This window comes from Methanobacterium sp. BRmetb2, assembly GCA_003491285.1.
GTDB lineage: Archaea > Methanobacteriota > Methanobacteria > Methanobacteriales > Methanobacteriaceae > UBA117.
In genome coordinates this window covers 1246680-1259168 of record CP022705.1, presented here as the reverse complement: position 1 = coordinate 1259168, position 12489 = coordinate 1246680, and the positions used below count along the sequence as shown (strand labels likewise).

The window sequence follows — 12489 nt, the reverse complement described above, 5'->3', positions numbered from 1 at the left end:
TGCAGTCATTGCTGAAAACACCTCCCATGCCGTCAGATCAGATCCTGTTGCACTTAAAACCAAAGATGATATTGGAGCAGGATACACCTCCAATATAATCTGAAAAATGGTGAAGCAGTAAAAATCGCTACCGGAGCCCCCATGCCTGCTGGATCTGATGCAGTTATTATGCAGGAATTTGGTTATGAGGAAGGAGAATATGTCCACCTGGAAAAACCAGTAACCTTTAACCAAGACGTTTCTCTTCAAGGGAAGATTTGAAAAAAGGAGAGTTAATCTTAAGAAAAGACCAAATTTTAAATCCACATCTTATGGCCCTAATTGTCTCTACCGGGCACAAAGCTGTTGAGTATACAAAAAACCACAAATAGGAGTAATAATAACATGGAGTGAACTGGCAGAACCTTCCGGTGGATTAGAACTAGGTATGATTATTAATTCTAACCAATATGCTCTCAAGGGTCTGGTTGCTTTAAAATGCAGAATATTTACTGGAAAATGAAAGCCAGAGACGCTGTGGCCCTATCTGATATGAAATCATCTCCAGATAAATACAATGTTATCCGGGCTTTTTATAAAAATGGTGAAGTTAAAGGCCTGAGAACCAGAGCAGGGATAAATAAATCCATTTTAGAATCCAACTGCTACGTCATTAGTAAAGAAGGAAAGGGGCAAATAAAAAAAGGTGATACTTGCCAGGTCGTTACCTATAAATCTCTTCAGTTACGTGAATAACAGTAATATTAATGATCTAAAAAAATTATTATTTCCCTAACTACTCTTTCTCCACTTTCACTGCACACACCTTAAATTCCGGGGTGTTAGAAAGGGGATCCATAGCTGGACTGGTCAGGGTGTTAGTTGGTTCCTCATCAAAGTGGAAGGTCATAAATACTACACCTTCAGGGACCTTCTCCGTAATTCTTACTTTTCCACGAATTTCTCCCCGGCGTGATTTGACTTTTACTAATTCACCATCCATAATTTTTAATTCTTTGGCATCTTGTGGATTGATATCCACAGTGTCATAACTATAAAGTTCTCTAAGTCCTTCCACTGCACCAGTCATGGTGCTGGTGTGGTATTGATAGATAATACGGCCCGTGGTTAATATTAGAGGATATTCTCCGTCAGTTAATTCTTCTGGTGGCCGGTATTCCAGGGGCATGAATTTACCCTTTCCATTTGGAGTGGCAAAATCATCCACATGCATTACACATGTTCCTGGATCATCACTGGATGTGCAGGGCCACTGCAAACCCTCTTCTTCCATTCGGTCATAACGAATACCCCCAAATATTGGGGTTAGATCTGCCAGTTCCTCGGCCACGTCCTGTGCACTTTCATAATCAAAACCACCAGCACCCATTTTTCGGGCAATCAGGGAGGTTATTTTCCAGTCAGGTAATGATTCACCCCGAGCTGGTATGGCGCGGCGTATTCTTTGGAATCTACGCTCCTGGTTGGTGAAAGTTCCGTCCTTTTCAGCAAAGGAACAGCCGGGTAAAACTACGTGGGCCATTTTAGCTGTTTCTGTGAGGAACATGTCCTGTACGATGAGAAATTCCATTTTTTCAAGTGATTTTTTAATATTGGTTATGTCTGGTTCACTTAAAGCCGGATTTTCTCCCATAACATAAAGGGCTCTAATTTGATTCTGGTCATGGGCTCCAATCATAAACGGCATTTTAAGTCCTGCTTCCGGGGGTAAAGAGACATTCCATGCCCTCTCAAATTTATCCTTTACCTCTCCATTACCTACTTTCTGGTATCCGGGATAGGTGTCAGGTAAACATCCCATGTCACAAACACCCTGCACATTGTTTTGTCCCCTTAGTGGATTTATTCCAGCAGAAAGTTTTCCAATGTTTCCCGTCAAAAGTGCTAAATTGCTTAATGCAAATACATTGTCTGTTCCATGAGAATGTTCAGTTATTCCCAGGGAGTAAAATATAGAGGATGGCTCGCTTTGAGCATATAAACGGGCTGCCTTCCTGATAAGTTCTTTTTTAACGCCAGTGATGTCCTCTACCGTTTTTAGATCAAATGCTTCTAATGATTTTTCAAATTCTTGGAAATTTTCACACCGCTTTTCAATGTATTGGGCGTTGTGAAGATTCTCCTCCAATATTATTCGGGCCATTCCCATGATTAGGGCCACATCAGAACCTGGATTAATTTTTAAAAATATATCTGCACGTTTTGCTAGATCAATTTCCCGTGGATCAACTACAATAAGTTTGGAACCTTTCTCCAACGCCTGCATCATGCGCATGCCCACCACAGGATAAGTTTCAGTAGGGTTGGTCCCAATAATAAACATACACTCGCAATCAGTTATTTGATCAGTGGAATTGGTCATAGCCCCACTGCCCAGAGTTTGAGCCAATCCTGCTACTGAAGGAGCATGACAGGATCGGGCACAGTTGTCCACATTATTAGAACTCATTACTGCCCTTGTAAACTTTTGTAATACGTAATTATCTTCATTGGTACATCTACCTGAAGCTATTGCGCCAAATTCTTCTCCTTTGTATTTAAGTAAATTTTGAGCAATGTGGTCCAAGGCTTCGTCCCATTCAACTTTTTCAAAACCATTTTCTCTTTTGATTAATGGTTTAGTTATTCTATCTGGACTATTAACAAATCCAAATCCATACCTACCTTTAACACAGAGGTTCCCCTTATTTACCTGGTTATCTTCGTCAGCTCTTACTGATATGATCTGGTCACCTCGAACACCTAAATGTATGGTACATCCTACTCCACAGTAAGGACACGTGGTTTTCACTTCTCTTGCAGGTTTTTCAGTTTCTTTAGGAATGAGAGCACCAACTGGACAGGCCTGTACACATTCACCACACGATACACAACTGGAATATTTGATATCCCTATCTCCAAAAGTAGTTATCTTGGTTTCAAAGCCCCGGTAACCAAATTCAATGGCATTGGCTCCCACCACTTCACTACACATCCTTACACAAATCCCGCAGAGAATACACTTGTTTAAATCCCTTCTAAAGAATGGATTGGATTCATCGTAAGGAATTTCAGTAGGTGAAGGCCTTAAATCATATAATTCTTCCTTTTCTATACCTAAAAATGAGGAAATATCCTGTAATTTGCATTGACCGTCTTGGGCACAGGTCAAACAGTCCACTTCATGGTAGTTTATAAGTAATTTAGCATTCCATTCCCGTATCTTCTTTATTGACTCGGTTTCAGTGAATACCTGCAGTCCTTCCTGGACAGGAGTCTCACAAGATGTGACCAACTTTCCATCTTCCAGTTCTACCATACACATTCGGCATGCTCCCCTGGATTTTAGGAGGGGATGGTAGCAAAGATTAGGAATGTAAATATTATTTTTAAGGGCTGCCTCCAGAATTGAGGTGCCTGCTTCAGCTCCTATTTCCAATCCATCAATGAAAAAAGATACTTTACCCTTCATATTAACTCTCTTATAGTTTTAATATCTAGAATATGTTATGTACTCTAATAATAAATTTAATTTTTAAAATACGTTAATTACACTATGCAAAAATTTCAATTTTAATTAGTTTTTAACTGGTGACATCTCACTTTGTATGTTAGGATATATAATTGCATTATATAAAATTTCATTTACCAATTACAACATATAACTAGGTATAACTATTTGAATTTCATATTATTAATTCTTTAAAGGTGGTAAAATGAAGATAATAGGTGTAGTAGGGAGTCAAAATACGGGAAAAACATCTTTAAGTACGCGCATAATTCAAGAACTTGTAAAAAGAGGATACAAAGTTGGATCTATAAAACACAGCCACCATACAATGGATATGGATAAAAAAGGTAAAGATACCTGGAAACACCACCAGGCAGGTTCTGAGATAGTTATTGGTTCTGGGAAAAATACATTTATGACTCTAGATGAGGAACTGGATCTGGATAATCTCCTTTTTATCATTAAATCCATTAAAAATCCGGATTACGTGGTGGTGGAAGGTTATAAACAGTACCCTTACGCCAATATTTCCACCTCTGATTTTAAAGATGATTACACCATAAAGAATGTGGATTCTTTCAATCTCAGTGATAAAGATGTTTCTAATATGGTAGATTTAGTTGAAAAACAGAGCTTCGGCATCCTGCAGAATCTTGATTACAAAAAATACTATTTTAAAACCTGGCAGGACTTAGCCAGTGCAATTACTAAAGGTAATGCAACAGATATTCCCCATGAATCAGAAGACGTAGTTCTATGTGTAGATGATAAAATTATCCCCCTGAACGAATTTGTACAGATATTTCTTGAAAATGGTGTGCGAGGTATGATAGAATCACTTAAAACCGAAGAATTCGGGGCTTCAGATCTTGGAAAGATACAAATACTGATTCAAAATAAGAATAAAAAATGATTTATCCTTTTTTTAATATTTTATAATCTGTAAACAGTTTCTTTGATTCAGCTTGTGGCATAAATCCTATCTATTTTTATATTAAAAGCAGTGCAAATAGATGATATTAGATAATTGCTTATAAAATCTATCTCATAAAAATAGTTTCAAAACTACTTTTATACTAAAAACAGCAATACATTCTATCACAAATAAAATTCAGCTGTTGATCAAAGATGGAACTCGAAAACAAAATCAAAGACCCATTTAAAAGGCCAGTAATTTCCCTTAGAATATCCATAACTGGCCGCTGCAATGTAAAATGTCTATACTGCCACCATGACGGAGTACTGCCACAGGACTACGAAATGAATCCAGATGAGATATTTCAAATAGCCAGGATAGCCAGGGATATTGGTATTGAGAAGATAAGATTGTCTGGTGGAGAACCACTTATTCGGGGAGACATTGTGGAGATTGTGGAGAAGATTTCTAGTCTGGGTTTTAAGGACGTTTCCATAACCACCAATGGAACCCTGCTGGAACGTTATGCTGAAAAACTGGCTGAAGCAGGATTAAATCGGGTTAATGTAAGTCTGGACACCCTTAATCCTGAGACTTACCGTTATATTACCAGTAAAGATTACCTGGAAAGTGCTAAAAGGGGAATCCAGAGTGCGGCCCAGGCTGGACTGAACCCAGTTAAGGTGAATATGGTGGTAATGAAGGACATTAACCATGATGAGATCTGGGATATGTTCCAGTTTTGTAAGGAAAATGGGGCTGTACTGCAGCTTATAGAACTTCTAAAAACAGAAAGCTGTCCTGATGCTGATTTTATAGACAAATATCATTTTGAAATGGATGAACTGGAAGATGAACTGGCTGATATAGCCGATCAGGTTAAAACCAGGGCCTTCATGCAGGATAGAAAGAAATACTTCGTGGATGAAGGAGAAATTGAGATAGTAAAACCTATGGATAACACTGAATTTTGTAAGAACTGCACCCGGTTGAGGATCACGCCTGACGGGAAAATAAAACCTTGTTTACTGCGAAATGATAATTTAATGGATATAATTGGGGCAATTCGTGCAGGAAAGGATTCTGAAGAGTTAAAGAGGATCTTTATTGATGCAATTGAGAATAGGGAGCCTTTTTATGGTGGTTGTTGAAATGCTACTTTGTACTATTTAAATATTATTCTTTTTACAAAATAAATTCCTCACTAGATTAGTTGATACATCATATTCTTCATCAATATCCAAATCAATAAATACCATCAAATCAGTTATTTCATTCAATACACAACTTAATTTTCTAGGTTTATTTGTTTCTTCATCTTGTCGGCTGTAAAAAAAGAAAATATCCTCCATAGCCCTACTAACCCCAACATAAAATAAATCTTTATCTTCAGATATAATATTGTCCTTATAATTACGACCATGCCCACATAAATTGACACAAACACTACTATGAGGAATTCGATAATTCACAACACCCAAAAAAATAATATATTTAAATTCCAGTCCTTTTGCTGAATGAATTGTAGATAGAAATATTTTATCCCTAACAGCAGATATTAATAGTTTTGACCAGTCTATATCAATTTGCAAGTGATTATAAAACTCCTGTAACCTTTTCCAAATTTCTAAAGAAGAATATTTTATATTATCAAATCTTTTAGAGAAATTTTTAATTGTACTCAAAATCAAATTACCTTGGTTTTCAGGATAAAACTTAACGATTAGTGTATTAACAATTTTTTGGACACTATTTTTATTATACTTTTGATTTATTAGACTTTCAATACATTTAAACAATTTAAAATACTTTTTATTAATATTTTTAAAGTTATACTCCGTTAGTGAAACATAATTTATATCATTCAGCTTTAAACTTCTTTTAAGTTTATTCTGAGTTTTTTCTTGACTAGATAAAATACATATATCATGAAAAGCTTGATTTTTTTGTTTTTGTTCGAGTAATAGATTGACGATACGATTATTAATCTTTTCCACGGTTTTTCCTGTTCTAGCTATGAAAAATTCAAACTTTTGATCAGAAGATTCATCTGTAAAACCCCTTAATCGAGCTGTAATTAATTCTATTTTTTTAGAAGAAACCCTATGGTTTTCTTCCAAACATATTTCCCTACAATCAAAATCAGACGAAACTCGAATAATGTTTTTAGGGTTAGCTCCCTGAAATCTCATTATAGCTTGTTTAATATCACCTACAACGAAAACTGTTCTTCTTTCACCATTAGTATTGGTTGAAATCTCTTTAAACAATTGGTACTGAATATAATTAGTGTCCTGAAACTCGTCAGCTAAAATAAATTTGTATTTATTATAAAATGAGTTTTTAATTGAAGAATGATTTTTTAATAACTTTAAAGATTTATGTAACATGTGATTGAAATTCAGTTCTTCTTCTGTTATCATCTCATTATCTATTTTGTCCTTTAAATCATCAAAATGAATGTTTTCCAATTCAAATGGCTCATTAGCCAAAAAATTTTTAGAATACCACTCATCATATTTCTGTATTAATTTATAATCATCATAAGGATCATTTAAAAGACCAATATTCTTAAAATAAGACTTTTTAAATTCATATTCTCTGCTTTCGTTAATTATAGTGAAGTTTCTATTAATTCCCACATAATTCCCATAAATTTTTAATAAGTGATATGCAAATGTATGAAAATTCATTATATCAATGTATTTTTCTGAATTAAATAATTCTTTTTGAATTCTTTTTCTCATTTCATTTGCAGCGGAATTAGAAAATGTTAAAGCAAGGATTTTTTGAGGAGGTTTCACATTTCCACTTGAAATTAGATATTTGATTCTTTCTGTAATAACGTAAGTTTTTCCATATCCTGGTGGGGCATTTACAAAAGCAGATTCAATTACGGGCAATTCAACAGCAACCTTTTGAGAATCATCCAATCCCATTTAAACCACCAAATCTTTTGCTTTGATAATGAGTTTTTTATAGCATGATGGAACTTCACTTTCATTTATGTTTGAACAAAAAATCGACCAAAACAATGCATTTTTGTTATTTTTTAACGTTTTAACTAGGTTTTCTTGAATAAGATTAAGTTCAAGATTTTCAAGGTTTAACTCAGTTTCCCATTTTTCTAAAATTTCTTCTAGAACCATATCCCTACTTTCAGGAACATGTTGATAAACGAGATTTAAATATGGATTATCAGAACTATAAAATCCCATTAGAATATTTTTTACAATTGATAAAATAGGTACAGAACTGATAATTTCTTCTTCAAAGTCTTTCAAATCAGTTTTATAATATGGTTCATTCTCATCATCGATTAGATCCTCATCATTATTATTATCATCCTCATCATTATCTCTTATTGCAACACATTGTGTAAACTTCTTCAAAATTAAATAAACCGGTTTTAAAGTTCTTTTCCCTTCTACATGTATCAAAGTCAATCCTAATTCATCTAAATCTATGTCAGGGATTTTTTGTGCCATTTCTGGAATAGCACCAAATTCTGATTGTCCTTCAACTATGATTACCCCCCTTGATAAAAATATTTCAGGATAGGTTCTAAAAATAGTATCAAAATGTTTCAGTTTGTCCTCTGATAAATCAGCGCAAATTGTCTTTATAAAATCATTATTTAATCTTGTTACTTGAAAGGCATTATTTGCTTTTTTTATGAGACTAATTTTGGCTTTATCTACTTGTGAAAGAATGAAAGGAGAGTGTGTAGTGATCACAAATTGTACATTAATTCTATAATCAACTAACCATTGTTTATGTTTCTTTTTAAGCTTCTTAATAAAACTCCTTTGCAAATGAGGGTGCATATGTGCTTCTGGTTCTTCAATAGCCACGATTAAGTTAGTTATGTTTTCCTCAGAAAATTTGATATTTGCTAATAAACGACTTAATTTCAAAGCAATTACAAAAGAATTTTGAAATCCACTGCCCTGTTTCAAAATAGGAGAATTGTCAAAATAAATATTATTATCTTTTAAAAGGTCTGATTCCTCAATTTTACCTACTTCAAGTGTTAAATCATCAATTCCAGGTACAAACAGAGATAAATTGTCTTTTAAAGCATTTTTTATGTCCTCAATTCCCTCTAACGTATTAATAATTGATTCTATTTTAATAAGATTTTCATTAATTTCTCTTTTTTTAGTCATGTTAGATAAACTTTTTTTCAGTTTATCCAAATTAATAGGTATATTATCTAAATCTGCTTGATTTTGATCTATTTCATCATTTTTTAATCGTTTTAAAATTCTATTTAAACTATCTGATATTTTTGGATCAATTGAATCTTCATTTGACAAGTAAATTTCTATTCTTTTAATAGAAATTTTTTTTTGAATTTCGAGTGGTTTAAGAAAATTTTTATTATAATCCTTAAAAATCTGTTTTAAGTCTCCTTTAGAGTGTTGAGTTTCCTTCCAAATATCTCTATAAGCATCAATATAATAGAACGGAATATATTTTTTATCAACCAACTTCAATAATTCTCCTCTGTTATTATCCGGATCATCTTGTCTAAAAAAGAAAATTTCCACTTTAGCATCATTATTATCTTCATCCCATACCGCTTCAAGTTTTAAACTTAAACAATTATTTTTTATATCAATACCTTTAGATACAAAAGCAGCTTCATCATTTTCAGTTAAATCCATGAAGTTTAGTTGTATAATTATTTTTTCTGATCTTGTATTGGTATTTTTATCAAAATAAAAATCTTCTTCAGAAAATCTAACTCTATACGGACTTTCATTCATTTTCAGAATTTTATAAATAGCCATTAAAATATTCGTTTTCCCAATATTATTTTCTCCTACCAATACATTAAAATCCGAAAAATTTAAAATTAAGTCATTAATATTCCTAAAATTTTTTATGATTACAGAATCAAGTTTCAATAAAAACCCCCTTAATAACAACTTAATACATCATATTAGTTTGTATTAACATATAAAAAGTAGTGATTTTTGTCAATTATTATTTAATGTAAAATTAAATAATATCAAGATGTATTATTATGGTAAAATTGATTTTTATGGATAGTAAATGAAATGAATGGAAACAATAATACCCTAAAATAATCTAGCATTTTTATTATTACGAAATAAGTTGAGAAGAAATGAATATTTTACAACTAAAAAGAAAACATTGAATTAAAATTTGATTGTGGAAAATAAAGTTCTTCAATAGGAAAAACCCAAAATTTAACAGCCATTAATTATTCTTTTTTAAGTTTATATAATTCAATTAGAAAAAAATATCCCACTTACCAATCAAATATCTTATAAGGATAAATATGATTAAAATTAATGAAGATGCTCCAGTTATTGCCCGTAGTAAGATAGAAATTAATGCTGAACCTGAAAGGGTATGGAACCTATTATCAGACATTAATAACTGGTCGAAGTGGAACCCTGATATAGAAACTACTTCTTTGAAGGGAAACCTTGAAAAAGGAACAGGATTCCGTTGGAAAACCAGTTCTGGAACCATTACATCCACATTGCAACTGGTAGATCCACCTGAGATTTTGGCCTGGACTGGGAAAATAATGAGTATTAAAGCCATCCACATCTACCAACTGGAAAGCGAAAACAGCGAAACCCTAGTCAAGACAGAAGAATCTTGGGAAGGACTTCTAGCACGTATCCTCCGTGGAACCCTGCAAAAACAACTGCAAAAATCTATTGATGCCGGACTTCAATACCTTAAAACTGCAGCTGAATAAGTATATCAAAAGGAGATTCTATTCAAAATATTTAACAAATTTAATTCGCTTATTTCGTGTTATCATCATAATCCCCATATTACAGGCACCTGTACCTATGATTTTATATTATTAGAATTCATAAATAGTATTGAATTGAGGTGGAAAAAATGCAAAAAGGGCTTTTATATATTATTATAGGTATCTTATTTACAGCTATAGGCTTATTAAACTACATTAACACTGTGCTTCTTACTGCAGGCATAATATTCCTGATTAGCGGTCTTTTCATGTATGCAAACTATAAAAATAAAAATCTTTATGTTGGTTCGACAGCCCTGCTCTTAATAGCTATGTCTATACTAACTTACCTGCAGCTTTCCAATCCTGCCTACCGTGGAGATGTGCTCTTTAATGGAATATTCTTTGTATTAATTGTAATAGTGGGAATTTACGTTATCTATAAATTCCCTAAAGACTGGAAGTTGTAGTAACCAGAATTATAGTTTCACGTCAACCAGTTTAACTGCTTTTTTCTTACTTTTACACAGATCCAGACAGGTCCCGCATTTAATGCACACTGCCGGATCAATTACGTGAACTTCTTCTTTAGACCCGGAAATTGCTCCAACTGGACATGATTTAAAACATACCATGCATCCATCACACAAATCAGCGTCAATGGTATACTGTATAAAATCCTTACAATCCCGGGCAGGGCATATCCCCTCATTGATGTGGGCCTCATATTCATTCATGAAAAAGCGGGTAGTGGTCAAAACTGGGTTAGGTGATGATTGTCCCAATCCACACAGGGATCCCTGTTTAATTGCCTGTGCCAGTTCAGTCAGTATATTCATATCCTCTTTTTTCCCTTTAGCAGTTGTAATGTCAGTTAAAATATCAAGCATCTGCTTGGTTCCCAGTCGGCAGGGTACGCATTTTCCACATGATTCTTTTTGAATAAATTCTAAAAAGTATCGGGCCACTTCCACCATGCAGGTGCCCTGGTCCATTACTACCAGTCCTCCTGAACCCATCATGGCCCCTGCTCCCAGTAAAGACCCATAATCTATTGGTGTATCCAGGTGCTGGGCAGGTACGCATCCACCAGAGGGTCCTCCAATTTGCACTGCCTTAAATTCCCCATCATTTGCAATTCCACCACCAATATCAAATATTACTTCTTTTAAGGTGGTTCCCAGTGGTACTTCAATCAAACCAGTATTTTTTACCTGACCCACCAATGAGAATGTTTTGGTTCCTTTACTCTCATCAGTTCCAACTTTTGAATATTCTTCTGATCCCATCTGCATTATGAGGGCGGCGTTGGCCATGGTCTCCACATTATTGATGACGGTGGGCTTGCCAAAAAGTCCTTCGGTAGTGGGAAATGGTGGTCTGGTACGTGGAGTTCCTCTTTCTCCTTCAATTGATGCTAAAAGGGCTGTTTCTTCTCCACAAACAAAGGCTCCTGCTCCTTCTTTGATGATTATTTCCAGGTTAAAACCAGACCCTTGAATATTTTCCCCTAAAAAGCCCCGTTCTTTCATTTCCTGAATTGCTATTTTTAATCGCTCCAGAGCCAGCGGATACTCGGCCCGACAGTATATATAAGCGGTTTTTGCCCCAATAGTCTTGGCTGCTATGAGTATTCCCTCTAAAATTGAGTGGGGATCACTTTCCAATAGGGATCGGTTCATGAATGCTCCAGGATCACCTTCATCAGCGTTGCATACCAGGTAATTGGTTTCCTGGTTAGAATCCAGGCAGAACTGCCATTTCATCCAGGTGGGAAATCCTGCTCCCCCTCTTCCCCGGACACCTGCTTTTTTCATCTCCCCAATAATCTCTGAGGAATCCATTTCTAAAGCTCTCATAAAACCAGTGTAGCCACCTCTAGCTAAATAGTGACCTATATTAGTTGGATCAATAAATCCACAGTTTCTAAGTATTCTGCGCTTCTGCATTTTCATGTTTTTTTCTTCAAAAAGGGGATCAATTCCTTCTATCTTGCCACCGTAACTCCCCAGTGCATATTTCCTTAAAGGTTCACTATGGATCACATGATAATTTGCAATCTTTTTTGCCACTTTCTTGGTAACATTTCCATAGAATACGGCAGGCATATCTGGTTTTAAAACCATTACAATGGGTTCAGCATAACACAGACCAATACAACCCACATCTATAATTCTAACATTATGGCCCTCCAATTCTTTGTTCATGACATCTTTGGCTGTTTGTGCTCCGGCAGAGTTTCCACAGGTCGCTGAACCTATTAAAACCGCGGTTTCTTTAGAAAATAGTGTTTCGTAGTCCTTTTTTTCTTTCTGGACCATTTCTTCGAATTTCATTAAG

The 12489-nt window shown here is 34.6% G+C and carries 10 protein-coding genes; 6 read left to right on the top strand and 4 right to left on the bottom strand.

Annotation, left to right across the window (positions count from 1 at the left end; all coding sequences use genetic code 11):
• Window positions 1–141: 141 nt before the first annotated feature.
• Complete coding sequence (locus CIT01_06260) at window positions 142–261, top strand: hypothetical protein (GenBank protein AXV37826.1); 120 nt, start codon at window positions 142–144, stop codon at window positions 259–261.
• 216 nt (window positions 262–477) lie between these two features.
• Window positions 478–735 carry a hypothetical protein gene (locus CIT01_06255; protein AXV37825.1) on the top strand — a complete coding sequence of 86 codons (258 nt, stop codon included), beginning with the start codon at window positions 478–480 and terminating at the stop codon, window positions 733–735.
• Between the two features lie 40 nt (window positions 736–775).
• On the opposite strand, the gene CIT01_06250 is transcribed toward CIT01_06255, so the two are convergent.
• Window positions 776–3451 carry a formate dehydrogenase subunit alpha gene (locus CIT01_06250; protein AXV37824.1) on the bottom strand — a complete coding sequence of 892 codons (2676 nt, stop codon included), beginning with the start codon at window positions 3449–3451 and terminating at the stop codon, window positions 776–778.
• Window positions 3452–3695: 244 nt separating this feature from the next.
• On the opposite strand from CIT01_06250, the gene mobB reads away from it, so the two are divergent.
• Complete coding sequence (gene mobB, locus CIT01_06245; GenBank protein AXV37823.1) at window positions 3696–4403, top strand: molybdopterin-guanine dinucleotide biosynthesis protein B; 708 nt, start codon at window positions 3696–3698, stop codon at window positions 4401–4403.
• A 215-nt stretch (window positions 4404–4618) separates the two neighbouring features.
• Window positions 4619–5557 carry a GTP 3',8-cyclase MoaA gene (locus tag CIT01_06240; protein AXV37822.1) on the top strand — a complete coding sequence of 313 codons (939 nt, stop codon included), beginning with the start codon at window positions 4619–4621 and terminating at the stop codon, window positions 5555–5557.
• Window positions 5558–5575: 18 nt separating this feature from the next.
• On the opposite strand, the gene CIT01_06235 is transcribed toward CIT01_06240, so the two are convergent.
• Together CIT01_06235 and CIT01_06230 are read right to left on the bottom strand one after the other, a co-directional pair.
• Window positions 5576–7345, bottom strand: coding sequence for a hypothetical protein (locus CIT01_06235; protein ID AXV37821.1), 1770 nt, complete (start codon window positions 7343–7345; stop codon window positions 5576–5578).
• Complete coding sequence (locus tag CIT01_06230; GenBank protein AXV37820.1) at window positions 7346–9346, bottom strand: hypothetical protein; 2001 nt, start codon at window positions 9344–9346, stop codon at window positions 7346–7348.
• Window positions 9347–9717: 371 nt separating this feature from the next.
• Between CIT01_06230 and CIT01_06225 the strand changes: the two genes are divergently transcribed.
• Together CIT01_06225 and CIT01_06220 are read left to right on the top strand one after the other, a co-directional pair.
• The gene (locus CIT01_06225) at window positions 9718–10149 is read left to right on the top strand and encodes a polyketide cyclase (protein AXV37819.1); all 432 of its coding nucleotides are present in this window, start codon (window positions 9718–9720) and stop codon (window positions 10147–10149) included.
• A gap of 149 nt (window positions 10150–10298) precedes the next feature.
• A complete protein-coding gene (locus CIT01_06220; GenBank protein ID AXV37818.1) occupies window positions 10299–10619 on the top strand; it encodes a hypothetical protein in 321 nt (106 codons plus the stop codon).
• Between the two features lie 9 nt (window positions 10620–10628).
• Here the strand turns inward: CIT01_06220 and CIT01_06215 are convergent, their stop codons facing one another.
• Complete coding sequence (locus tag CIT01_06215) at window positions 10629–12485, bottom strand: NADH-quinone oxidoreductase subunit F (GenBank protein AXV37817.1); 1857 nt, start codon at window positions 12483–12485, stop codon at window positions 10629–10631.
• Between the last annotated feature and the right edge of the window lie 4 nt (window positions 12486–12489).

Coding starts and splice junctions, on each gene's coding strand:
- CIT01_06260 (AXV37826.1), top strand. CDS start 142: ATGCCTGCTGGATCTGATGCAGTTATTATGCAGGAATTTGGTTATGAG.
- CIT01_06255 (AXV37825.1), top strand. CDS start 478: ATGCAGAATATTTACTGGAAAATGAAAGCCAGAGACGCTGTGGCCCTA.
- CIT01_06250 (AXV37824.1), bottom strand. CDS start 3,451: ATGAAGGGTAAAGTATCTTTTTTCATTGATGGATTGGAAATAGGAGCT.
- mobB (AXV37823.1), top strand. CDS start 3,696: ATGAAGATAATAGGTGTAGTAGGGAGTCAAAATACGGGAAAAACATCT.
- CIT01_06240 (AXV37822.1), top strand. CDS start 4,619: ATGGAACTCGAAAACAAAATCAAAGACCCATTTAAAAGGCCAGTAATT.
- CIT01_06235 (AXV37821.1), bottom strand. CDS start 7,345: ATGGGATTGGATGATTCTCAAAAGGTTGCTGTTGAATTGCCCGTAATT.
- CIT01_06225 (AXV37819.1), top strand. CDS start 9,718: ATGATTAAAATTAATGAAGATGCTCCAGTTATTGCCCGTAGTAAGATA.
- CIT01_06220 (AXV37818.1), top strand. CDS start 10,299: ATGCAAAAAGGGCTTTTATATATTATTATAGGTATCTTATTTACAGCT.
- CIT01_06215 (AXV37817.1), bottom strand. CDS start 12,485: ATGAAATTCGAAGAAATGGTCCAGAAAGAAAAAAAGGACTACGAAACA.